17 protein-coding genes and 1 pseudogene are annotated in these 22,993 nt (G+C 72.6%); 11 read left to right on the plus strand and 7 right to left on the minus strand.

Going from position 1 to position 22,993, the window contains the following annotated elements; translation table 11 throughout:
* Nucleotides 1–74: 74 nt before the first annotated feature.
* The 4 genes from ACZ7OH_RS37230 to ACZ7OH_RS37245 are packed head-to-tail and all read left to right on the plus strand — an operon-like array spanning nt 75 to nt 5,975.
* Nucleotides 75–3,353: a phosphodiester glycosidase family protein gene (locus ACZ7OH_RS37230; protein ID WP_470285222.1), complete on the plus strand. Its 3,279-nt coding sequence runs from the start codon at nt 75–77 to the stop codon at nt 3,351–3,353.
* A gap of 41 nt (nt 3,354–3,394) precedes the next feature.
* Nucleotides 3,395–4,339 (plus strand): ABC transporter ATP-binding protein, encoded by a 945-nt coding sequence (locus tag ACZ7OH_RS37235; protein WP_470285154.1) that lies wholly within the window; start codon nt 3,395–3,397, stop codon nt 4,337–4,339.
* The gene (locus tag ACZ7OH_RS37240; RefSeq protein ID WP_470285155.1) at nt 4,339–5,145 is read left to right on the plus strand and encodes an ABC transporter permease; all 807 of its coding nucleotides are present in this window, start codon (nt 4,339–4,341) and stop codon (nt 5,143–5,145) included. Before ACZ7OH_RS37235 ends, ACZ7OH_RS37240 begins: the two co-directional genes overlap by 1 nt.
* A complete protein-coding gene (locus ACZ7OH_RS37245; protein ID WP_470285156.1) occupies nt 5,145–5,975 on the plus strand; it encodes an ABC transporter permease in 831 nt (276 codons plus the stop codon). Before ACZ7OH_RS37240 ends, ACZ7OH_RS37245 begins: the two co-directional genes overlap by 1 nt.
* 3 nt (nt 5,976–5,978) lie before the next feature.
* Here ACZ7OH_RS37245 and ACZ7OH_RS37250 read toward each other — a convergent pair whose 3' ends face one another.
* Nucleotides 5,979–7,403 carry a S8 family peptidase gene (locus ACZ7OH_RS37250; protein ID WP_470285157.1) on the minus strand — a complete coding sequence of 475 codons (1,425 nt, stop codon included), beginning with the start codon at nt 7,401–7,403 and terminating at the stop codon, nt 5,979–5,981.
* 533 nt (nt 7,404–7,936) lie between these two features.
* Between ACZ7OH_RS37250 and ACZ7OH_RS37255 the strand changes: the two genes are divergently transcribed.
* The 5 genes from ACZ7OH_RS37255 (at nt 7,937) to proB (ending at nt 14,687) form a co-directional block, all read left to right on the plus strand.
* Nucleotides 7,937–11,227 carry a translation initiation factor IF-2 N-terminal domain-containing protein gene (locus tag ACZ7OH_RS37255; protein ID WP_470285158.1) on the plus strand — a complete coding sequence of 1,097 codons (3,291 nt, stop codon included), beginning with the start codon at nt 7,937–7,939 and terminating at the stop codon, nt 11,225–11,227.
* 163 nt (nt 11,228–11,390) lie between these two features.
* Entirely contained in the window at nt 11,391–11,705 is a 315-nt protein-coding gene (rplU, locus tag ACZ7OH_RS37260; RefSeq protein WP_086678418.1) for a 50S ribosomal protein L21, read from the plus strand.
* Between the two features lie 43 nt (nt 11,706–11,748).
* Nucleotides 11,749–12,006 (plus strand): 50S ribosomal protein L27, encoded by a 258-nt coding sequence (rpmA, locus tag ACZ7OH_RS37265; protein WP_285480691.1) that lies wholly within the window; start codon nt 11,749–11,751, stop codon nt 12,004–12,006.
* 120 nt (nt 12,007–12,126) lie between these two features.
* A complete protein-coding gene (obgE, locus tag ACZ7OH_RS37270; protein WP_470285159.1) occupies nt 12,127–13,581 on the plus strand; it encodes a GTPase ObgE in 1,455 nt (484 codons plus the stop codon).
* A complete protein-coding gene (gene proB / locus ACZ7OH_RS37275) occupies nt 13,578–14,687 on the plus strand; it encodes a glutamate 5-kinase (RefSeq protein ID WP_400904466.1) in 1,110 nt (369 codons plus the stop codon). The genes obgE and proB overlap by 4 nt, the downstream gene beginning before the upstream one ends.
* A 236-nt stretch (nt 14,688–14,923) precedes the next feature.
* On the opposite strand, the gene ACZ7OH_RS37280 is transcribed toward proB, so the two are convergent.
* Nucleotides 14,924–15,637, minus strand: coding sequence for an SDR family oxidoreductase (locus ACZ7OH_RS37280; protein WP_470285160.1), 714 nt, complete (start codon nt 15,635–15,637; stop codon nt 14,924–14,926).
* A 62-nt stretch (nt 15,638–15,699) separates the two neighbouring features.
* Between ACZ7OH_RS37280 and ACZ7OH_RS37285 the strand changes: the two genes are divergently transcribed.
* Nucleotides 15,700–16,299, plus strand: coding sequence for a TetR/AcrR family transcriptional regulator (locus ACZ7OH_RS37285; protein ID WP_470285161.1), 600 nt, complete (start codon nt 15,700–15,702; stop codon nt 16,297–16,299).
* Here the strand turns inward: ACZ7OH_RS37285 and ACZ7OH_RS37290 are convergent.
* From ACZ7OH_RS37290 to ACZ7OH_RS37310, 5 genes and pseudogenes are all read right to left on the minus strand, one after another.
* Complete coding sequence (locus tag ACZ7OH_RS37290; protein ID WP_470285162.1) at nt 16,269–16,553, minus strand: putative quinol monooxygenase; 285 nt, start codon at nt 16,551–16,553, stop codon at nt 16,269–16,271. The genes ACZ7OH_RS37285 and ACZ7OH_RS37290 overlap by 31 nt on opposite strands.
* A complete protein-coding gene (locus tag ACZ7OH_RS37295) occupies nt 16,550–16,936 on the minus strand; it encodes a PPOX class F420-dependent oxidoreductase (RefSeq protein ID WP_470285163.1) in 387 nt (128 codons plus the stop codon). The genes ACZ7OH_RS37290 and ACZ7OH_RS37295 overlap by 4 nt, the downstream gene beginning before the upstream one ends.
* Before the next feature lie 12 nt (nt 16,937–16,948).
* Nucleotides 16,949–18,673 carry an arginine--tRNA ligase gene (gene argS, locus ACZ7OH_RS37300; RefSeq protein WP_470285164.1) on the minus strand — a complete coding sequence of 575 codons (1,725 nt, stop codon included), beginning with the start codon at nt 18,671–18,673 and terminating at the stop codon, nt 16,949–16,951.
* Between the two features lie 69 nt (nt 18,674–18,742).
* Nucleotides 18,743–20,028: pseudogene (locus ACZ7OH_RS37305) on the minus strand (MFS transporter).
* 84 nt (nt 20,029–20,112) lie between these two features.
* Entirely contained in the window at nt 20,113–22,224 is a 2,112-nt protein-coding gene (locus ACZ7OH_RS37310; RefSeq protein ID WP_470285165.1) for a RecQ family ATP-dependent DNA helicase, read from the minus strand.
* Nucleotides 22,225–22,421: 197 nt separating this feature from the next.
* Here ACZ7OH_RS37310 and nadD point away from each other — a divergent pair, with 197 nt between their 5' ends.
* On the plus strand, nt 22,422–22,991 hold the full coding sequence (nadD, locus tag ACZ7OH_RS37315) for a nicotinate-nucleotide adenylyltransferase (protein ID WP_470285223.1): 570 nt from the start codon (nt 22,422–22,424) through the stop codon (nt 22,989–22,991).
* The last annotated feature ends 2 nt before the right edge of the window (nt 22,992–22,993 follow it).

Consider the following 22,993-nt stretch of genomic DNA (forward strand, 5'->3'; position numbering starts at 1 on the left):
TGCCGCTGCGCTGTGCTGGTGCGGCTCGCTCTCACTCGATACTGGGGTACTCGGTGAAAAAGTCACGCATAGCGCTGCCGCTCGCTGCCCTGTTCGCTACGGCGTTCGTCGTCCCGGCCCACGCCGACCCGCTGAAAGCGCCGCTCGGCACGCCACCGGTCGAGGCCGCGCCCGCCGCGTCGTCGGCCCACGAGGGCCCGAGCGCCTTCGCCGCCGCGGACCCCGACGACGGGCTCGTCACCGGCAGCGCGAGCACCGAGGTCGCGCCCGGGCTGAGCCTCACCCAGTTCGACCGGTTCGACCCGGCGGGCTGGATCCGCGGCGACACCCTCGCCGTCGACCTGGGCAGCAAGGTCCTGAAGCCGACGTACCTGAGCCCCGGCACGGTCTCCGCGCGCACGCCGCTTTCGCAGCAGGTCGCGCGCACCGGCGCGGTCGCCGGCGTGAACGGCGACTACTTCGACATCAACGCCACCGGCGCGCCGATCGGCGTGGGCATCGACCGCGGCGAGCTGCAGACCGCGCCCGCCGCCGGGCACAACCTCACCGCGTCGATCACCGACGAAGGCAAGGCCCAGCTGGCTTCGGTGTTCCTCGAAGCCACCGTGACGCTGCCCGGCGGCACGGTGAAGGCCACGAACTTCAACAGCCCGGTCCTCGGTGCGGACGCGATCGGCGTCTACACGCCGTTGTGGGGCGCCTCCGGCCGCGCGACCTCGGTGGCCGGAGCCTCCCGGGTGCGCGAGGTCGAACTGCGCGACGGCGTCGTCACACAGGTCCGCAACGCTCCGGCCGACGGCCCCATCGCGGCGGGAACGACCCTGCTCCTGGCCCGCGAAGCCGGAGCGGACGCCCTCGCGGACCTCAAGCCGGGTGACCCGGTGGGCGTCACGTACGCGCCGCGCTCGGACGCCGGGAAGATCGCGGTTGCCGTGGGCGGCAACGAAGTCCTGCTCCGCGACGGCGTCGTGCAGCCGGTCGACAACGTGGCCATGCACCCGCGGACCGCGGTCGGCTTCTCCGCCGACGGCAAGCGGCTGTGGCTGGCCACTGTGGACGGCCGGCAGGCCGACAGCCGTGGGATGACCGAGCTGGAGCTGGCCCGGCACATGAAGAGCCTCGGCGCCGACGACGCGATCAACCTCGACGGCGGCGGCTCGTCGACGCTCTTGGCGCGCAACGAGGGCGAAGCCGCGCCGAGCGTCCGCAACGCGCCGTCCGACGGCGGGGAACGCCTGGTGCCCAACGGGATCGGCTTCGCGACCGTGCCGGGCAGCGGCAAGCTCACGGCGTTCTCCCCGGCGCCGGCCGTGGCGACCGGGGACGCGAACCGCGTGCTGACCGGCCTGACCCGGCACCTGGTCGCCGACGGCCACGACGAAACCGGCGCCGCCGTCGCGGCCGACCCGCGCTGGAGCACGTCCGACCCCCGGCGGGCCGCCGTCACCCACGGAGTCGTCACAGGACACGGCCCGGGCGCTGTCGACGTCGTCGCGAGGTCCGGCCGTGCGTCCGGCAAGACGGCGCTTTCCGTGCTGGGCAAGGCGGTCCGGCTCGGCACGAGCACCGAGCAGGTCGCGCTGTCGGCCGCGGGCGCGAAGAGCACGTTCAAGGTCTACGGCTACGACGCGGACGGCTACGGCACCTGGCTGGAACCCGACGACGTCAAGCTCGACTACGACCACTCGGTCGTGAAAGTCGAACCGTCGGGCGACGGCTACGAGGTGACCGCGCTGACCGCGTCCGGCGCGTCGGCGATCACCGCTTCGGCCGCGGGCCTGACCACGCACCTGGCCGCTTCGGTCGGCACCGTGCCGCAGGTCGCGGCCCCGCTGGACGGCCCGGCCGGCTGGACGGCGACGGTGTACCCGGCGGTCGTCGGCGCGGCGCTGTCCGCGGCACCCGGGCACGACGGCGGCGCCGGTCTCGCGCTGGACTACCGGCTCACCGGCACGACCGCGACGCGCGCCGCGTACGTGACGCCGTCGTCGCCGCTTCCGGTTCCGCCGGGAACGCAGAAGATCGGGCTGTGGGTGAACGGCGACGGCAAGGGTGCCTGGCTGCGCGCCGAACTGCGGGACGCCGCCAACGTGGCGTCCATTGTGGACCTTTCGCTGAGCGTCGACTGGACGGGCTGGCGGTACGTCACCGCCGCGGTCCCGGCCGGGCTGCCCGACGGCCAGCGCCTCGCGCGGTTCTACGCCGTCGAAAACGTGCCGGACCAGCAGTACGAGGGTCACCTGGTGTTCGACGACCTGACCTTCGAGGTGGCGCCGACGACGGCCGTGCCCGCCGACCCGGCCCCGCACGACCCGGCGCTGGTCACCGACGGGACGCTGACCGGCGGCCTGCGCGTCGCGGTCGTCAGCGACGCGCAGTTCACCGCGGACGACCCGGCGGGCCCGCTGGTCGCCCAGGCGCGGCGGGCGCTGCGGGAGGCCGTCGCGGCCAAGCCGGACCTCGTGCTGATCAACGGCGACTTCGTCGACCGCGGCACAGCGCCCGACTTCGCGCTGGCCCGGCAGGTCATCACCGAGGAGCTCGACGGCAAGGCGCCCTGGTACTACGTGCCGGGCAACCACGAGGCCGAAGGCGGCAACGGCCTGGCGAACTTCCAGGCCGCGTTCGGCGTCACGCACCAGGTCGTCGACGTGCACGGCATCCGGCTGGTGCTGATGGACTCCTCGCGCGGCTCGCTGCGGGCAGGCGGGTTCGACCAGGTCCGGATGCTGCGTTCGGCGCTGGACTCCGCGGCCGCCGACCGGTCGATCCGCGGGGTCGTCGTCGCGATGCACCACCCGGTGAAGGACCCGAGCCCGACCGGCAACTCCCAGCTCGGCGACCGGAAGGAAGCCACCCTGCTGACCCAGTGGCTGACCGGGTTCGAGCAGGCGTCGGGCAAACCGGCCGCTTCGGTGGCTTCGCACGCCGGCGTGTTCTCGCTGTCGCGCGTGGACGGCGTGCCGTACCTGGTCAACGGCAACTCCGGCAAGACACCCGCGGCCGCGCCCGGCGACGGCGGGTTCGTCGGCTGGACGCTGCTGCGCGTCGACCCGGCCGACCGCGCCCAGCCGGTGCGGTTCGAGACGCGGCCGAACGTCGACTCGCTGACCGTCTCCGGGCCGTCCTCGCTGGCCCGCGGCGAACGCGCGGTCGTGCGCGCCTCCCTGCGGCAGGGCACCCGGGACGTGCCGGTGGCGTACCCGGTGAGCGCGGACTGGTCGGTCGGCTGGGGCGTCGTTTCGTTCGACCCGGCTTCGGGCGTGCTGACGGCGTTGCGGCCGGGGGTCGCGCGGCTTTCGGTGACGGTCAACGGGGTGACGCGGACGCTGGTCGTGACCGTGCGCGGCTAATCCGTTCGGTTTTTGTCGGTGCCCGCTCGTATGGTCGGGGGGTGGACGAATCGGAGGACCGGGAACCGGCGCTGGTGCAGGCCAAGGCGCTGGTGAAGCGCTTCGGCGAGTTCGAGGCCGTGCGCGGGATCGACGTCGAGGTGCGGCGCGGCGAGTCGTTCGGCTTCCTCGGCCCGAACGGCGCCGGCAAGTCGTCGACGATGCGGATGATCGCGTGCGTGTCACCCCGCACCGACGGCGACCTCCGCGTGCTGGGGCTGGACCCGGAGGTGGCCGGGCCGCGGATCCGCGCGCGCCTGGGGGTCGTGCCGCAGCAGGACAACCTGGACGTCGAGCTGACGGTCCGGGAGAACCTGCTGATCTACGGCCGCTACTTCGGCCTGCCCCGGGCGGCGGCCCGGAGCAAGGCGGACGAGCTGCTGGAGTTCGCGCAGCTGGGCGACCGGGCGGCCGACAAGGTCGACCCGCTGTCGGGCGGCATGAAACGCCGGCTGACGATCGCCCGCTCGCTGGTCAACGACCCGGAGCTGCTGCTGCTCGACGAGCCCACGACCGGGCTCGACCCGCAAGCCAGGCACCTGCTGTGGGACCGCCTGTTCCGGCTGAAGGCCCAGGGCACGACGCTGATCGTGACGACGCACTACATGGACGAAGCGGAGCAGCTGTGCGACCGGCTGGTGGTGATGGACCACGGGCGCATCGCGGCGGAGGGCTCACCGGCGGAGCTGATCGCCCGGTACTCGACGCGCGAGGTCGTCGAGCTGCGGTTCGCACCGGGGGAGCAGGTGTCCGCGGCCGAGCAGGTCGAGGGGCTGGCGGAGCGGGTGGAGGTGCTGCCGGACCGGGTGCTGCTGTACAGCGACAACGGCGAGGACACCTTGGAGCACGCACATTCCCGCGGCCTGCGGCCGCTGTCGAGCCTGGTGCGCCGCAGTTCGCTGGAGGACGTGTTCCTGCGCTTGACCGGCCGGACGCTGGTGGACTGATGACCACCGTCGAACCCACCGGCCGCGTCGTCGGCCTCTGGCAGGGCGCCTGGCTGCGCGTCGAGGGGTACTGGACCTGGTACCGCCGCCACTGGCTGTCCACTTTGTACTCCACCGGCCTCCAGCCGGTCCTCTTCCTCGCCGCGATGGGCCTCGGCTTCGGCTCGCAGGTCCGGCCCGGCGCGGTCACCGGCGGCCTGTCCTACCTCCAGTACATCGCGCCGGCCCTGCTCGCCGCCGGTGCCGCGCAGCAGGCCGTCGGCGATTCGAGCTACCCCGTGCTGTCCGGGTTCAAGTGGCAGAAGGACTACCTCGCCGTCACGGCCACCCCCGTGTCGCCGGGCCAGGTCCTCGGCGGCCACCTGATCTGGACGGCCCTGCGCCTGACCCTCGCCGGCGCGATCTACGCGTTCGTCGCGCTGTTCTTCGGCGCCTGGACCGGGCCGGGCGTGCTGCTGGTGATCCTCGTCGGCACGGTCACCGGGCTCGCCTGCGCCACGCCGATCACCGCGCTGGCGGCGCGGACGTACGACGAGGGCCAGCGGTTCGGGATCATCTTCCGGTTCGTCGTGATGCCGATGACGTTGTTCTCCGGCACGTTCTTCCCGATCGCCCAGCTGCCGGCCGCGATCCGCTGGCTCGCCTGGCTCTCCCCGCTCTGGCACGGGACGCAGCTGGCGCGCGGCGCGAGCCTCGGCGGGGTCGGCGGCTGGGCGATGCTCGGCCACTTCGCGGTGCTCGCGGCGTTGTTCGCGGCCGGGTGGGCGGTCGCGCACCGGGCCTTCTACCGGAGGCTGGTGGTCTGATGGTGAGCGTCCAAGCCCCGCCGGCGCGGGCCGGGCTGCTGCTGCGGATCCTGCCGCCCGGGCTGTACGCGGGCCGGGCCCGCATGCTCGTCGAGCGGTCGGTGCGGGTGAGCTGGAACAGCTGGCTGATGTTCCTCTCCGGCGCGGCCGAGCCGTTCCTCTACCTGCTGGCGTTCCAGCTCGGGTTCGGCAAGCTCGTCACCGAGGTGGCGGGCCCGGACGGCCGCCCGATGGGCTACGTCGCGTTCGTCGCGCCGGCGCTGCTGGCGACGTCGGCGATGAACGGCGCGGTCTTCGAGTCGACGTACAACCTGTTCTTCAAGCTGCGGTACGCGAAGCTGTACGACGCGATGCTGGCGACCCCGATCGGCCCGCTGGACATCGCGCTGGGCGAGATCGGCTGGGCGATGACCCGCGGCGGCCTCTACGCGGTGGCGTTCCTCGCGATCGCGGCGGGGATGGGGCTGCTGGCGTCGTGGTGGGCGCTGCTGATGGTTCCGGCGGCGCTGCTGGTCGGCCTGGCCTTTTCGGCGATCGGCATGGCGCTGGTGACGTTCCTCAAGTCGACGGCCCAGTTCGACTACATCGCGCTGGGCCTGATGCCGATGTTCCTCTTCGCGACGACGTTCTTCCCGCTGTCGGTGTACCCGCAGCCGCTGCAGTGGCTGGTCCGCTGCCTCCCGCTCTACCACGCGATCGAGCTGATGCGCGGCCTGGCGACGGGCCTGCTGTCCGGCAGCATGCTCGTCAACCTGGCCTACCTGCTGGTCCTGGGCGCGGTGGGCTTGTGGGCGTCGACGAGGAGGATCGCCAAGCTCCTGCTGACGTGAGCGTCAGCGGGCCGGGTCGGGCGTGCCGCGCGGCACGGAGGCCGCCAGCGCGTCGACCATCCCGTGGCCGTAGAAGCCGTTGAACCCCTCGTACCCCGCGCAGTAGGCGTCCTGGGTCCCGTCGCCGGTGAGGTCGTAGTCGGCCGGGCACGGCATCGGCATCGCCTGGGCGTCCAGCGTCCGCCGCAGCTGCCGCGGCCCGGCGGTGGGCAACGCCGACGCGAGCAGCGCCAGCACCCCGGTGACGTGCGGCGCGGCCATCGACGTCCCGCACAGCGGCGCGTAACCGCCGGGCACCGTCGAAAGGACGCACTGGCCGGTCTCCCCGCCGGGAGCCGTGACGTCGATCACGCCCAGCCCGTACGAGCTGTAGCCCGCCTTCACCCGGTCCGAGCCGACGGCGGACACCGCGACGACGTCCCGCAGCGCGGCCGGGAGCGCTTCGCACCCGGACCCGGCCCCGGGGGTGCCGGAGCGCGCCGACGGCGTCAGGTCGACGGCCTCGTTCGTCGCCGCCGCGACGTTCAGCGTCCCGGCCGACGTGCTGTACTCCACCGCCCGCGCCAGGACCTCGTGCACCACCCCGCGGTCGTCGCCGCGGATGCACGACAGCGTCCACGGGTTCACGAAGAAGCTGCTGTTCGTCAGCCGCAGGTGCCGCGCCGCCGCCCACATCAGGCCGCACACCGCGGCCTCGGGATCGGCGTAGCCGCGGTCGTCGATCACCTTCACCGACGCCACGCGGACGCCGGGCGCGACGCCCGTCACCCCGTGCCCGTCGTCGGCCGCCGCGATGATCCCCGCCACGTGCGTGCCGTGCACCGACGTCGTCGGCGACCAGGCTGCCGGCGCGCGGTCGGGCGCGCCGGTCAGGCAGCCCGCGGAGTCGTCGCGGTCGAGGGCGCCGGTCAGGTCCGGGTGGTCCGGGTCGATGCCCGAGTCGAGGACGCCGACGACGACGTCGCGGCGGCCGGCCGACGCGCCCGGCGCGCGGCCCGCGTTGATCATCCGCATGTCCCACTGCTGCCCGCTCAGGTCCGCGGTGGGCACGCGAGCCGGGTCGGTGACGGGCAGCGCAGCCCGCGCGGGCTGCGGCCGGACCTCGGTGGCGCGCTGCGCGGCCAGCCGCTCGGCCTGGGCGCTGAACGCCCGGTCGAGCCCGATCCGCGCGCCGAACGCCGGGTCGCCCGACGTGGCGACCGCCACGGCGATCTGCGGGTAGTAGACGGTGGTGGTGCCGCAGGCGGCGGTGACCTGCTCGCGGGCGGCGGGCTCGGCGGTGCCGCGGTCGAAGGCGACGACGTAGCGCAGGGCCCGGCCGTGGCCGCATTCGGGCGCGTCGGCCGCCGCCGGACCGGCGGTGACGCATCCCGAAAGCACCAGTACGGTGCACACGGCCGCTCGCAGTGGCCGCGCCAGCAGGGACACCGGACCTCCCACCGGATGCAGGAACCGTGGGTGCCGGCGCGCGAGATCCCGGTCACCCCGAGCCGCACGGTAGCCACCCCGTGCCCGGCGGACAAGCGATCCGGCCAAGTTCCCCCGGCCGGTGGGCCCGCGGCGCACCCGGCGGCGTGGGCGGAGGTACCGAGTACACCGGAGCAGTCACCCGGTGTGGGATACTCGGGGTGGCCGCTGGGCCGCGGGGCGCACGTGAGAGGTGCTGCCTGCGGTGTTGTGGCCCGGTGATGTGCGCGATCTCCCGCGACTCGTCGCCGCCCGCGGACCGGGCGGCTGGACGACGTGGCGGGCGGCCCGGGGGCCGCGAGTGCCGCGCACAGCGCCGAGCAGACCTTTGACCGGGTTGCGCGCCGCCGGCTGCGGTGGTGCGGCGCCCGGTCGTCGGGCAAGGATTCCCGTCGCTGGTGACCACCACGGCGGAACGAACAGAAAGGGGCCCCTGCGCGGCCGCGTCCCTGCCGGTGTGAACCGGCAGACGCGCCCGGGGGCGGAGGAGACACATGTCGAACGCGGAAACACCCGCCGAGCACACCGGCGGGAATCCCGCCACACCCACGGGCGGCCCGCTGGCCGACCTGCCGCCCCGGATCCGGGTGCACGCGCTGGCGAAGCTGCTGGAAAAGCACAGCCGGGACGTCCTCGCCCAGCTCGCCGAGCTGGGGGAAAGCGTGCGCAGCGCGCAGTCGAGCGTGACCCGGGACGTGGCGCTCAAGGTGGCTGAGGCCTTCGCACCCGCCGAGGGTGAGCAGCCGGCCGGGACGGCCACGACCGGCCAGGACCAGGCGGCCGGTCAGGACAGCGCCCGCCAGGGCAGTGCTGGCCAGGACACCGGCGGCCAGGGCCGTGCCGGTCATGACAGCGCAGGCCATGGCACTGCCGGTCAGAGCACCGCCCGTCAGGGCAATGCCGGTGAAGACACCGCCCGCCAGGGCAGTGCCGGTCAGAGCACCGTCGGCCGGGACACCGCTGGTCAGGGCACCGCCAGCCGGGGCACCGTCGGTCGGGACACCGCCAACCAGGGCAGCGCCGACCAGGCATCCGCCCGGCAGAGCGCCGACCAGGGCAGCGCCGACCAGGCACCCGCCCGGCAGGCCGCCGGCCGGGGCGCCAATCAGCCCTTCTCCCAGCCGGCCGCCGCCGGCCACACCGCCGAGCAGGGCCAGGCCCCCGCGGCCCGGCCCGCCGAGGCCGAGAAGCCGCGCCCGCGACAGAAGACCCGCGCGCACCTGCCGGTCTTCGCCGCGCCGTCGCCGGTCTTCCTGCCGCCGGAGCCCGCCGAGCCCGCGGCCAAGCCGGCCCGCAAGCCCGCCGACCCGTTCGCGGAGCCGGAGCCCCGGCCGGAGGCGCGCACCCGTCCCGAGCCCGAGCCGGCCGAGGACGACACCGAGGACACCTCGCCCGCCGCCGACACCGGCGTCGACGACGACGATGACGCCGGCAGCCGCCGTCGCCGCCGCCGGGGCCGTCGCGGCCGTGGCCGCGGCAAGGGCGCCGAAGGCGGCGACGAGACCGCCGAGAACGAGGACCAGGCCGAAGAGCAGCCGCGCCGGAGGTCCCGCAACGGGGACGAAAAGCCCGAAGCGGACGCCGAAGAGGCCGAGGAAGCCGCCGAGTCGGACTCCGACGGCGACGAGGGCGAGGGTGGCAGCAAGCGCCGTCGCCGCCGCCGTCGCCGCAAGGGCTCGGACGGCGACGAGGCCGAGACCACCGACGACCCGCCCAACACCGTCACGCACGTCCGCCAGGCCAAGGCCGAGCAGGCCGAGCGCGAGCGCCCGGCGCGCGACGAGGTGCGCAGCGTCCGCGGGTCGACCCGCCTGGAGGCCAAGCGCCAGCGCCGCCGCGACGGCCGCGAGGCGGGCCGCCGCCGCGCCCCGATCCTGTCCGAGGCCGAGTTCCTCGCCCGCCGCGAGTCGGTCGAGCGCACGATGGTCGTCCTCGAGAAGGGCGACGCGACGCAGATCGCCGTCCTCGAGGACGGCGTGCTGGTCGAGCACTTCGTGACGCAGTCGGGCTCCGGCTCGATCGTCGGCAACGTCTACCTCGGCCGCGTCCAGAACGTGCTGCCGAGCATGGAGGCGGCGTTCATCGACATCGGCCGCGGCCGCAACGCCGTGCTCTACGCCGGCGAGGTCGACTGGGACGCCGCCGGGCTGGAGGGCAAGGCCCGCAAGATCGAGCAGGCGCTGTCCACCGGCGACTCCGTGCTGGTCCAGGTCACCAAGGACCCGGTCGGGCACAAGGGCGCCCGGCTGACCACGCAGATCTCGCTGCCCGGCCGCTTCCTGGTGTACGTCCCCGCGGGCGGCGCCACCGGCATCTCCCGCAAGCTGCCGGAGAACGAGCGCCGCCGGCTCAAGGACATCCTCAAGCGGATCGTCCCGGAGGACGCGGGCGTCATCATCCGCACCGCCTCCGAGGGAATCGGCGAGGAGGAGCTGGGCCGCGACGTCGACCGCCTGAAGGCGCAGTGGGACGTCATCAAGGAGAAGGCCGCCGCCGGTTCCGGTAAAAAGGGCGGCGCGCCGACCATGCTCTACGAAGAGCCGGACCTGCTGGTCAAGGTCGTGCGCGACCTCTTCACCGAGGACTTCGCCAAGCTGGAGATCCAGGGCAACCGCTCCTGGGAGACCATCAACGACTACGTCCGGCACGTCGCGCCGGAGCTCACCGAGCGCCTCAAGCGCTACACCGGCACCGGCGACGCGTTCGCCGACCACCGGATCGACGAGCAGATCACCAAGGCGCTCGACCGCAAGGTCTGGCTGCCCTCGGGTGGTTACCTGGTCATCGACCGCACCGAGGCGATGACGGTCATCGACGTCAACACGGGCAAGTTCACCGGATCGGGTGGCAACCTCGAGGAGACGGTGACCCGCAACAACCTGGAGTCGGCGGAGGAGATCGTCCGCCAGCTCCGGCTGCGGGACATCGGCGGCATCATCGTGATCGACTTCATCGACATGGTGCTCGAGTCCAACCGCGAGCTGGTGCTGCGCCGCCTCACCGAGTGCCTCGGCCGCGACCGCACGCGCCACCAGGTCGCCGAGGTCACCTCGCTCGGCCTGGTGCAGATGACCCGCAAGAAGATCGGCACGGGCCTGCTGGAGGCGTTCTCGACGCCGTGCGAGCACTGCAAGGGCCGGGGCGTGCTCGTCTCGACCGAGGTGCAGCGCACGGGCGGCGGCGGTGGCGGCCACAACCACGGCGGGAACGGCAACGGCGGCGGTGGCAACACCGGCGGCGGCGGTGGCGGCGGGGAGAAGAGCTCCCGCCGGTCGCGGGGCCGCGGCAAGGCCGAGGAGGCCCCCAAGGAGCCGGCCGAGGCCGCGAAGGCCGAGGTCCACGCCGTCCCGACCCCGGAGCAGCGCGAGTCGATCGCGTCGGCCGTGGCGGCGATGGCCAACGCCTCGAAGGCGGCCAAGGAGCACGACCACGGCGCGCTGAACGGCGACGGGCCCGCCCCGGAGCCGGCCAGGGAGATCGCCGGGACCCCGGCGACCACGGAGGCCGACGAGACGCCGGTGGCGGCCGAGTCGCCCGCCGAGCCCGCCCAGGAGGTCGCCGGCACCCCGGTGACCACCGAGGCGGACGAGGCCCCGGTGCCGCAGGACGAGGAGCCCGAGGTCGAGCGGACCCCGGCGCCGGAACCGGCGGAAGAGCCGGTCACGGCGGCGGAGCCCGAGGTCAGCGTGCCCGAACCGGCCGCGCGCTCCACCCGGCGCCGTCCGCGCCGGGCCGCGTCGCGCCCGGCGGGACCGCCGGTGCACGCCTCCGACCAGAGCAAGTGAACGACTAGGGGACCCCGGTGGTAACGCACCGGGGCACCCCACGTAACCTGTAGTACGGCCTGCCACCAGAGCAGGTCGCTGCGCGAGTCCAGGACCGCCGTCTCCACCAGGTGGGCCGGTCGCGCGGGCCCCCACCCATTGTCGAGTAATGCAGGAGACTTCCGTGTCGGCGTACGCGATCGTCAAGACCGGCGGCAAGCAGTACAAGGTGGCCGTCGGCGACGTCGTCGAGGTCGAGAAGCTCGAGGGCGAGCCGGGCACCGAGCACATCCTCCCCGCCGTTTTGTACGTCGACGGTGGCGAGGTCACCACGGACGCGGACGCGCTGGCGAAGGTCTCGGTCACCGGCAAGGTCGTCGAGCAGACCAAGGGTCCGAAGATCCGGATCCACAAGTTCAAGAACAAGACGGGCTACCACAAGCGCCAGGGTCACCGGCAGAAGCTGACCCGCGTCGAGGTCACCGCCATCTCCCTGTAAGGGCTTCTCCGGATCTTCGTTCGTTCAGAAAGAGGACTGAGCTATGGCTCACAAGAAGGGTGCGTCCAGCTCCCGCAACGGTCGTGACTCGAACGCGCAGCGCCTCGGCGTCAAGCGCTTCGGCGGCCAGCAGGTCAACGCCGGCGAGATCCTGATCCGCCAGCGCGGCACCAAGTTCCACCCCGGCGTCAACGTCGGCCGTGGCGGCGACGACACGCTGTTCGCGCTGGCCACCGGTGCGGTCCAGTTCGGCGAGAAGCGTGGCCGCAAGACGGTCAACATCGTGCCGTCGGAAGCCTGATTCGGCTTCTTTCTAGACCTCTGACGAGGGGTGGGGCCGGAATATCCGGTGCCACCCCTCGTTTGTTTTGTTCGTAGCTTATTCAGAAGACACTGTCGTTGAGTGAAGTGAGGCGAAGTCATGGCGTCCCGGTTCGTGGACCGCGCGGTCATCCACCTGACCGCCGGTGACGGGGGCAACGGCTGCGCCTCGGTGCACCGCGAGAAGTTCAAGCCGCTCGGCGGCCCGGACGGCGGCAACGGCGGCAACGGCGGCGACGTCCTGCTGGTCGTCGACCCGAACGTGCACACCCTGCTCGACTTCCACTTCCGTCCGCACGCCAAGGCGGGCAGCGGCAAGATGGGCCAGGGCGGCAACCGCGCCGGCGCGGCGGGGGAGACCCTGGTGATGAAGGTGCCGTCCGGCACCGTCGTGTTCACCGAAGACGGCGAGATGGTCGCCGACCTCATCGGCCCGGGCACCACGTTCGTCGCGGCGCAGGGCGGCCGCGGGGGCCTCGGCAACGCGGCGCTGTCGTCGAAGGCCCGCAAGGCCCCCGGCTTCGCGCTGCTGGGCGAGCCCGGCGAGGCTCGCAACCTGGTGCTGGAGCTGCGCTCGGTCGCCGACGTCGGTCTGCTCGGCTTCCCGTCCGCGGGCAAGTCGTCGCTGATTTCGGTGCTGTCCGCGGCCAAGCCGAAGATCGCCGACTACCCGTTCACCACGCTGGTGCCGAACCTCGGCGTCATCACCGGCGGCGAGACGGTGTTCACGATGGCCGACGTGCCCGGCCTGATCCCCGGCGCGTCCGAGGGCAAGGGCCTGGGCCTCGACTTCCTCCGCCACATCGAGCGCTGCGCCGTGCTGGTGCACGTGGTCGACTGCGCCACGCTGGAGCCGGGCCGCGACCCGCTGTCCGATGTGGACGCTCTGGAAGCGGAGCTGGCCAAGTACACCCCGGGTCTCGGCGGCAAGCTCGAAGAGCGTCCGCGCGTGGTCGTGCTCAACAAGATCGACGTCCCGGAGGCGGCCGAGCTCGCCGAGTTCGTCCGGCCGGAGTTCGAGGCCCGCGGCCTGCAGGTCTTCGAGGTCTCGACCGCTTCCCGCAAGGGCCTGCGCGAGCTGACGTTCGCGCTCGCGGCGGTCGTCGAGAAGTACCGCGAGGCGCAGCCGGTGCTGGAGCCGGAGAAGATCGTCCTGCGGCCGCTCGCCGTCGACGACTCCGGGTTCACCGTCGAGGTCGACCCCGAGGAAGAGGGCGCGTTCATCGTGCGCGGCAGCCGCCCGGAGCGGTGGATCCGCCAGACCGACTTCGGCAACGACGAGGCCGTCGGCTACCTGGCCGACCGGCTCGAGCGGCTCGGCGTCGAGGAGAAGCTGGCCAAGCTCGGCGCGGTGCCGGGCAGCCCGGTGACGGTCGGCGACGTCCAGTTCGAGTGGGAGCCGTCGACGCCCGCGGTGGCGATGCACCTGTCCGGGCGCGGCACCGACGTCCGGCTGGAGCGCAACGACCGCGTCGGCGCGGCCGAGCGCAAGGAGGCCCGCCGGATCCGCCGCGACGGCACCGGCGAGGACGACGACCTGGACTTCGACGCGTGAGCGGGACGCGCGAAGCGATCGCCGCGGCCCGACGTCTGGTCGTCAAGGTCGGCTCGTCGGCCCTGACCACGGCGGGCAGCGGCCTCGACGTGGCGAGGCTGGACGCGCTGGTCGACGCGATCGCCGAGCGCGTGTCCCGCGACGCGCAGATCGTGCTGGTGTCCTCGGGCGCGATCGGCGCCGGCCTCGCCCCGCTTTCCCTGGGCAAGCGTCCCCGCGACCTGGCGACTCAGCAGGCGGCGGCGAGCGTGGGGCAGCTGGCGCTGGCGCACGCGTACGCGGAGTCGTTCGGCCGGTATTCGCTGACGGTCGGCCAGGTGCTGCTCACTTCGGACGACGTCGTCCGCCGGTCCCACTACCGCAACGCGCAGCGCACGTTCTCGCGGCTGCTGGCGCTGGGCGCGGTCCCGGTGGTCAACGAGAACGACACCGTGGCTACGGAAGAGATCCGTTTCGGCGACAACGACCGCTTGGCGGCGCTGGTCGCGCACCTGATCGGCGCGGACGCGCTGGTCCTGTTGTCCGATGTGGACGGTCTGTACGACGGCGACCCCCGCGACGGCGCGACCCGCAAGCTGACGGAAGTCCTGTCGGAGTCCGATGTGGACGGAATCTCGGTCGGCATGTCCAGCTCCGGCCTGGGAACGGGTGGCATGGTCTCGAAGCTGGCCGCCGCCCGCACGGCGGCGGGAGCGGGCATCCCGGTCCTCCTGGCGGCGGCTTCGGAAGCTTCGGCGGCGTTGACGTCGGCGTCCCCGGGAACGGCGTTCGCCCCGGCGGACACGCGCTTGTCGGCCCGCAGGTTCTGGCTGGGCTACGCGGCGGACACGACGGGAACGCTCCGCTTGGACGACGGCGCGGTGACGGCGGTGGTCCGCCGCCGCAGGTCGTTGCTGGCGGCGGGGATAACGGGCGTGGAGGGCGAGTTCCAGGCGGGCGACGTGGTCGACCTGGTCGACGCGAAGGACCGCCCGGTGGCCCGCGGAGTGGTGGCGTTCGACGCGACGGAGCTCCCGGACTTGATCGGCCGGTCATCGCCAGAGCTCCCGGAGGAGCAGCGGAGAGAGGTCGTCCACGCCGACGACCTGGTCCCCCTGCGCCGCTGACCCGGGCCCCGGCTCGCCACCGCCCAACGCTCGCCTGATGCCGCGCCGCCGCGGTCCCCGACTCTGCACCGCCGGCTGGACCGCCGCCCATGGCTCGGCTGATGTCGCGCTGCCGCGGTCTCGCCGCACGTCGCATGGCCGACTGCGCACTCGCCGGCGGCCCCCGCGCGGCTGACCCCGCCGCCCCTACTGGCCCCGCCCTGACCGGCACTCTCCCGTGGAAGTGCCCGCCGTCATCAGCCCAGCGAGACCAGCCGGGCACCGCCGTCGGCTTCCAACACCGTTCCCGTCAGGTTCCGGTTCGTCGCCGCCAGCGCCACCACCTCTGCCACTTCCTCAGCCGTCGCCACGCGCCGCGCCGGGATCGAAGCCGCCGTCTGCGCGAAGAAGCCCTCCCGCACCTCCGCCGGGAACCCGCTCCACCACGCCGTGTCCACCACCCCCGGCGAAACCGCGTTGACCCGCCGCGGCGCCAGCTCCACCGCCAGCGGCTTGACCAGCCCCTCGATCGCCGCGTTCAGCGCGCCGATCCCGGCCGTGCCCGCCATCGCCGCCCGGGCCGTGATCGCGCTGAGCAGCGTGATCGACCCGTCCGCGGCCAGGTGCGGCAACACCGCCTGGACCGTCGTCAGGTGCGCCCAGAACTTCGCGTCGAAGGCCCGCCGCAGCATCGCCAGGTCCAGCGAACCGATCGGCCCCATGCCTTCCACGCCGGACAGACTCACCACCAGCACGTCGACCGCCCCCAGCGACGACGCCAGCGCGTCCATCGCCGTGGCGTCGCCGCCGTCGGCCTGGTGCCCGGTCAGCTCCGGGTCGCTCGCGGCGACGTCGTCCAGCCGCTCCTTGCCCCGTCCGGTGACGTGGACGGTGTACCCCTGCTCGTGCAGCCGCCGCGCGGTCGCCAGGCCGATGCCCGAGGTGCCGCCGGCGACGAGTGCGATGCTCATGCTCTGTTCCCCATTTCGAACCGGTACGTCTCGTTTCGAAATCGACGCTACCATCGGATCTCATGACCGACCAGTCCCGCCCCGGCCGCAAGCGCAGCGAGCAGAGCCGGCTGGCGATCCTCGCCGCCACGCTCGACCTGGTCGCGGAGGCGGGTTACGGCACGTTGACCGTCGAAGGCATCGCCGCGCGCTCCGGCGTCGGCAAGCAGACGATCTACCGCTGGTGGCCGTCGAAGGCCGACGTCCTCCTCGACGCGCTAGCGACGAAAGCCGACCTGCAGATCCCGATCCCCGACGAGGGGTCGTTCCGCGCCGACCTCGAGCACTTCCTCGGCAGCACGTTCGAACTGGGGGAGAAGAACCAGGTCGCGGACACGCTCCGGGCGCTGATGGCGCAGGCGCAGATCGACCCGGAGTTCGGCAAGCGGTTCCGCGAAGACTTCCTGTACCGCCGCCGCGAAGCGCTGGGCACGATCGTCGACCGCGCTCGCGAGCGCGGCGAACTGCCCGCGGGCGTCGCGCCCGGCACGGTCATCGACGTCGTGTTCGGCACGCTCTGGTACCGGCTCCTCGCGACGCGGGAGCCGATCGGCCGCGGCGTGGCCGGTGAGCTGGTGACGCTGCTAGCGGGTCACGGCGCCTCGACCGCGGAAATCCGGTAGCGGGCCACCGACGCGTCGAGGATCTGTGCCGCCTGGTCGTCCGACGGCCCGGAGCCCCGGAAGCGCTCGAGGTCCGCATCGGACTCCCAGCGCTCGTACACGGTGATGCGGCCGGGGTCGAGCAGGTCGGCGCCCAGCGCGTACTCCAGGCAGCCGGGTGCCTCCCGCGCGAGGCGGACGGCCTCGCCGCAGCTCTCGAGGTAGGCGTCCCGGCGGTCGGGGACGACCCGCAACCAGCCCGCGATGATGATCACGACGCGATCCGATCGGCTTTGATGGTGAGCAGCAGCCGCGTCTGGTCCCGGCCGCCCCACCACGGGTACGGGCCGCCGAGGTAGCGCTGCGACAGCTTCTCGATGTGCTCGACGGCGCCTTCCTCGGTCATCTCGAGGACCCGCCCGCGGATGGCGTAGTAGCGCGACGGCCGCTCGCGGTCGGCGACGTTGAGCGCCACCCGCGGGTCGCGCGCGATGTTGCGCTGCTTCTGGTGGCCCAGCACGGTGTTGACGAGGATGTGCGTGCCGTCGGTGTCCACCCAGGTCTGGGTGAGCTGCGGCGAGCCGTCGGGCATCAGCGTCGACAGGAAGCAGAGGCTGGGCTCGCGCAGCAGGGCGAGCAGATCGCCGGGCAGTTCCACAGTGGTCTCCCGCTAGAGCTGGTCGGGCGCTTCGATGCCGAGCAGGGAAAGCCCGAGCGCGAGCGTGTGCGACGTCAGCGTAGTCAACCTCAGCCGTGACGCGCGCAGTGAAGGCGTGGGCGCTTTCAGGACGTGACATTCCTCGAAGAACCGGGAGAACGTGACCGCCGTCTCGTACAGGTACGTGCAGAGCTTGTGCGGCGCGTAGCCGTCCGTCGCGGCTTTCAGCGCTTCGCCGAACCTGAGCAGCTTCAACGCCAACGCCCGTTCCGCCGGCGCTTCCAGCAGGATTTCCGTGCCGTCGGGCACACCGCCCGCCTTGCGGAGGATCGACTGCGTCCGCGCGTGCGCGTATTGCAGGTAGACCGAGGTGTTGCCCTCCTTGGCGAGCATCCGGTCCCAGGCGAAGACGTAGTCGCGCTCGCGGTCGCCGGACAGGTCGGCGTACTTGACCGCGCCGGTGCCCACCGCGCGGGCGACCTCGGCCTGCCCGGCCGCGTCCAGCTCACTGCGTTCGGCGACGACCGCGGCCGCCTGCGTCACGGCTTCGGTGAGCAGGTCGGCGAGCTTGACCGTGTCGCCGGCCCGGGTCCGCATGGTCTTGCCGTCGGCGCCCAGCACCGTGCCGAAGCCGATGTGCTCGGCGTGCCCGGTCAGCCAGCCGGCCGCGCGGCAGACGGCGAACACCATCGCGAAGTGCTGCGCCTGCGGGGCCCCGACGACGTAGAGCAGGTCGGTCGCGCCGCGTTCGGCCGTCCAGTACCGGGCGGTGGCCAGGTCGGTCGCCGCGTACCCGTAGCCGCCGTCGCGCTTGCGGACGATCAGCGGCAGCCGGTCACCCTCGCGGTTGCGGAACCCTTCGGGGAACACGCAGATCGCGCTGTCGCTGACCTCGGTCAGCCCGGCTTTCTCGAGGTCGTCGACCACTGCGGCGAGGTACGGGTTGTAGAAGCTCTCGCCGTAGATGTCCTCGTCCGTCAGCGAGATCCCGAGCAGCGCGTAGACCTCGTTGAAGTGCCGCGTCGACTCGGCGATCAGCTCCCGCCAGACGCCGAGCGTCTCTTCGTCGCCGCTTTGCAGCAGCACGACACGCTCGCGCGCGCGAGTCGCGAACGCGTCGTCGGTGTCGAACTTCCGGCGTGCCTCGCGGTAGAAGGCGTCGAGGTCGGCGATGGCGCTCCGGCCGGCCGAGACGTCGAGCAGGTGCTCGATGAGCATGCCGAACGGCGTGCCCCAGTCGCCGAGGTGGTTGTGCGGCAGCACTTCGTGCCCGGCGAACCGCAGCAGCGGCGCGAGCGCGTCGCCGATCACCGTCGTGCGCACGTGCCCGACGTGCATCTCCTTGGCGACGTTCGGGCTGCTGTAGTCCAGCGCGATCCGCCGTGGCGCCGGGGTTTCCGGCACCCCGAGACGCGGGTCGCCGAGCAGCGCGGCGGTCCGGTTTTCGAGCCATTCCTTGCGCAGCAAGAAGTTGAGGAACCCGGGCCCGGCGATCTCGGGCGGCTCGGCGATGCCGTCGAGCTGCAGCGCCCCGGCGATCAGCCCGGCGACCTCGCGCGGCGGCAGGCCGAGCCGTTTGCCCAGGCTCATCGCGAGGTTGGCCTGGTAGTCGACGCCCGCGCGCGGCGACGCCTGGACCAGCGCCTGCTCCGGCGTGAGTTCGACGTCGAATGCCCGGCCAGCGGCGGCCACCACGCGGCGGGCCAGCTCCTCGGTAACGTCGGCGGTCTGCTGCACGGTGTCCCTCCTTCGGCTCGGTCTCGGGAAACGCAGCGTAGCGAGCGTGACCGGCCGGTGACGAAGGGTTTACCGCAGCTCGCTGCCCTTCGTTTCGGGCAGCGTGAGGATGACGGCGAACGCGATCGCCGCGCCCACGGCGACGTACCAGAAGTAGAGCGTCTGCGAGACCGTGCCGAAGAGCGTGATGAGCAGCGGCGCGGTGCCACCGAAGATCGCGACGGTCAGGTTGTACCAGGCGCCGATCCCCAGCCCGCGCAGTTCGGTGGGGAACAGCTCGCTCATGATGGCCGGCGCGATCGACGTCATCGCCGTGTACAGCCCGAGCCCGACGCAGAACACCACGAGCAGGCCGCCGACGTTCGGGCCGATCAAAGTGGACAGCGGCACGACGACCACCGCGGTCACCCCGGACCAGACCAGCAGCTGCGGCTTCCGCCCGACCCGGTCGGCGAGGGCACCCATCGGGTACTGCAGCGCGATGAACAACGCCGTGCCGACCGACAGCGCGAGGAAGACCGCGTCGGCGTCCGCGTGCCGGTTCTTCACCGCGAACGACGTCAGCGCGCTGAAGAACGTGTAGTAGCAAAGCGTCGAGAGCATCGTGAAGCCGACGAGCCTGCCGACGGCCTTGGGGTGGTGCGTCAGCGTGGTCAGCAGCGGCCGTTCGAGCTTGCGCGCCTTGGTCTTCGTTTGTTCGAACAGCTCGGTCTCGGAGAGGCTCCGGCGCAGCCACAGCCCGACCAGGCCGAAGACGCCGCCCAGCAGGAACGGCAGCCGCCAGCCCCAGGACGCGAGCTGCGCCTTGTCGAGCGTCCGGGCCAGGACGAACCCGAGCACGGTCGCGATCAGCACGGCCGTTCCGGTCGAGATGTAGAAGAACGCCGAGTACCGGCCGCGACGCTCCGGCGGCGCGATCTCGCCCAGGTAGGCCGACGCGTTGGACACCTCCCCGCCGAGCGACAGCCCCTGCGCGACGCGGGCGAGCAGCAGCAGGATCGGCGCGAGCCAGCCCACTTGCGAGAACGTCGGCAGCAGCCCGATCGCCACCGACCCGCCCGCCATGAGCAGGATGGTGAGGATCATGGCCGGCTTCCGGCCGCGCGTGTCCGCGAAGCGCCCGAGCAGGACCCCGCCAGCGGGCGGAAGAAGAACGCGAGCGCGTAGGTGGCGAACGTGTTGATCAGGGCCAGGGTGTCGTTCCCGGAGGGGAAGAACGCGCCGGCGAAGTAGATGCTGAACGTCGCGTAGATCGTCCAGTCGAACCACTCCAGCGCGTTGCCCGCGCTCGCCGCTAACAGCTTGCGCACCGGCAGCCGGTGCCGCTGGGATGCCTGCACGGTGGACTCGGTCATGGCGGCCTCCACGTCACCCGAAGGTGGACGGGACTTTGCCACATCCGTTCGCAGTCCGAAAGGTTCCGACTGTCCTCCCTTCCCCTACGCCGTGCTCGCCAGCGCGAACGGCAGGACCGCGGGCGCCCCGGCCCGCCGCAGCAGGCGCGCGGCCAGCGTCATCGTCCAGCCCGTGTCGATGACGTCGTCGACGAGCAGCACCGGCCCGGCCGGCAGGATCCCCGCGAGGTCGGCCGGCATGCTCAGCCGCCGCCACAGGTCCGCCAGCCGTTGCGCACTGTTCGCTTGACGCGGCGGCGGGCCTTCCGCGTCGAGCGCGCCGAGGAAGTCCAGCTTGCCGATCTCGGCCAGCCGCGTCGCGAGGCTGTACACGAGCTGCGGCCGCGTCTCCGACGGGACGGCGACCACCGCCACCGGCCGGTCCGTCCACTGCCACCCGGCGAGCACCTGCACGCACGCCTTGAACACCGAGTCCGGCACCTCGCCGTCCTTCGCCTGGGGACCGACCAGCTCGCGCAGCCGGTTGCCCCAGCCGACGTCGGTGAGCCGCCCGAGCACCTGGCCCGGCTCGGCCTGGTCGTCGGCGCCGATCCGGCCGGAGACCGGAACGTCCAAAGAGGACATCCCGGTGGGCCACTGCTTCCGGGGCGCGACCTCGACACCCGGCCGCTGCAGCCGTTCGCGGGTCGCCTCGGCGACCTCGTCGGACACCGTCGTGTCCCAGTGCTGCCCGGTGCAGTTGTCGCACCGCCCGCACGGCGCCGCCTCGGGGTCGTCGAGCTGGCGCCGCAGGTACTCCATCCGGCAGCCGTCGGTCGCCAGGTAGCCGAGCATCGCCGTCTGCTCGCGGTCGCGGGCCTCCGCGACCCGCCGGTACCGCCCGCGGTCGTACTCCCAGTCCTCGCCCGTGCTCGTCCAGCCGCCCTTGACGCGCCGCACCGCGCCGTCGACGTCCAGCACCTTGAGCACCATTTCCAGCCGGGACCGCGAAAGCTCGACCGACGGCTCGAGCGCGGCCGTCGACAGTGGACGGTCGGCGTAGGCGAGCGTGTTCAGCACCTGCGTCACCCGCAGCTCGTCCGGGAAGGCGAGCGAGCCGAAGTACGCCCAGATCGCCCGGTCCTCCTCGCCGGGCAGCAGCACGACCTCGGCGCGCTCCACCCCGCGCCCGGCGCGGCCGACCTGCTGGTAGTAGGCGATCGGCGACGACGGGGCCCCGAGGTGCACGACGAACCCGAGGTCGGGCTTGTCGAACCCCATGCCCAGCGCCGACGTCGCGACCAATGCCTTGACGCGGTTGCCGAGCAGGTCGTCCTCGGCCGCCTGCCGGTCGGCCGGGTCGGTCTTGCCGGTGTAGGCCGCGACCGGGTAGCCGCGGTCCTTCAGCAGCGACGCGACGTCGTGCGCCGCCGCCACGGTCAGGCAGTAGATGATCCCGGAGCCCGGGAGCTCGGCCAGGTGGTCGGCGAGCCACGCCAGCCGCGCCTGCGACGTCGGCAGCCGGCACACCGACAACCGCAGGCTCTCCCGGTCGAGGGTGCCGCGCAGCACGAGCGTGTCGGTGCCGGTGCCGAGGCCCAGCTGCTCGGCGACGTCGGTGACGACGCGGTCGTTCGCCGTCGCCGTGGTCGCCAGCACCGGCACACCGTCGGGCAGGTCGCCCAGCAGCGTGCGCAGCCGCCGGTAGTCCGGCCGGAAGTCGTGCCCCCAGTCGGAGATGCAGTGCGCTTCGTCGACCACCAGCAGCCCGGTGCTCGCGGTCAGCTTCGGCAGCACGTTGTCGCGGAAGTCCGGGTTGTTCAGCCGTTCGGGGCTGACCAGCAGGACGTCCACCTCGCCGGCCGCGACCGCCGCCTGCACCTGGTCCCACTCCTGCGGGTTCGCGGAGTTCATCGTCGCCGCGTGGATCCCGGCCCGCGCCGCCGCCGAGATCTGGTTGCGCATCAGGGCGAGCAGGGGCGAGACGATGACCGTCGGCCCGCTGCCCTGTTCGCGCAGCAGCGCCGTGGCCAGGAAGTACACCGCGGACTTGCCCCAGCCGGTGCGTTGCACGACCAGCGCGCGACGCCGCTGGGCGACCAGGGCCTCGATGGCCGTCCACTGGTCTTCGCGCAGCTTCGCCGAGTCGCCGGCCAGTGCCCGGAGGAGGGTCTCGGCGCGGTCGCGGAGGGCTGGGGTGGTGCTGGTCGTGTCCACGTCCCCACGTCTACCCCATGGCACCGACGAACCGGGAATCGGCGGCGTCGCGAACGGACCGTTCGCGACGAATACGGGCCGTTATGTGACCTGAATCACATCTGTTGCCCGGTCGGGCGAGGTGTCCCACTGGACCCGGCTGCGCCGCCCGCGGCTGTATAGGCTCTCCGGTCATGTCACCACGGCGGATCGGGGTCATGGGCGGCACGTTCGACCCCGTGCACCACGGTCACCTCGTCGCGGCCAGCGAGGTCCAGTCCCGGTTCGGGCTCGACGAAGTGATCTTCGTCCCCACCGGCCAGCCCTGGCAGAAGACGAGCCGCCAGGTGACCAGGGCCGAGGACCGCTACCTGATGACGGTCATCGCGACCGCGTCCAACCCGGTCTTCTCGGTCAGCCGCGTGGACATCGACCGCGGGGGCCAGACCTACACCGTCGACACCCTGCGCGACCTCCACGCCGAGTACCCCGAGGACCAGCTCTTCTTCATCACCGGCGCCGACGCCCTCGAGCAGATCCTGACCTGGCACAAGGCCGACGAGCTGTTCGACTTCGCCCACTTCATCGGCGTCACGCGGCCCGGCTACCGGCTCAACTCGCACCACCTGCCCAGCGGCAAGGTCAGCCTCGTCGAGGTCACCGCGATGGCGATCTCCTCGACCGGCTGCCGCGATCGCGTCGAACGCGGGGAGCCGGTCTGGTACCTCGTACCCGACGGCGTCGTCCGTTACATCGCGAAGAAGGATCTCTACCGGAAGAGCGACTGAAG

Source organism: Amycolatopsis sp. NPDC114478 (assembly GCF_055633805.1).

What these genes read in the sequence shown, in the direction of transcription:
- rpmA (WP_285480691.1), top strand. Translation starts at nt 11,749, where the DNA reads ATGGCTCACAAGAAGGGTGCGTCCAGCTCCCGCAACGGTCGTGACTCG.
- ACZ7OH_RS37280 (WP_470285160.1), bottom strand. Translation starts at nt 15,637, where the DNA reads ATGAGCATCGCACTCGTCGCCGGCGGCACCTCGGGCATCGGCCTGGCG.
- ACZ7OH_RS37240 (WP_470285155.1), top strand. Translation starts at nt 4,339, where the DNA reads ATGACCACCGTCGAACCCACCGGCCGCGTCGTCGGCCTCTGGCAGGGC.
- ACZ7OH_RS37245 (WP_470285156.1), top strand. Translation starts at nt 5,145, where the DNA reads ATGGTGAGCGTCCAAGCCCCGCCGGCGCGGGCCGGGCTGCTGCTGCGG.
- ACZ7OH_RS37255 (WP_470285158.1), top strand. Translation starts at nt 7,937, where the DNA reads ATGTCGAACGCGGAAACACCCGCCGAGCACACCGGCGGGAATCCCGCC.
- ACZ7OH_RS37285 (WP_470285161.1), top strand. Translation starts at nt 15,700, where the DNA reads ATGACCGACCAGTCCCGCCCCGGCCGCAAGCGCAGCGAGCAGAGCCGG.
- nadD (WP_470285223.1), top strand. Translation starts at nt 22,422, where the DNA reads ATGGGCGGCACGTTCGACCCCGTGCACCACGGTCACCTCGTCGCGGCC.
- obgE (WP_470285159.1), top strand. Translation starts at nt 12,127, where the DNA reads ATGGCGTCCCGGTTCGTGGACCGCGCGGTCATCCACCTGACCGCCGGT.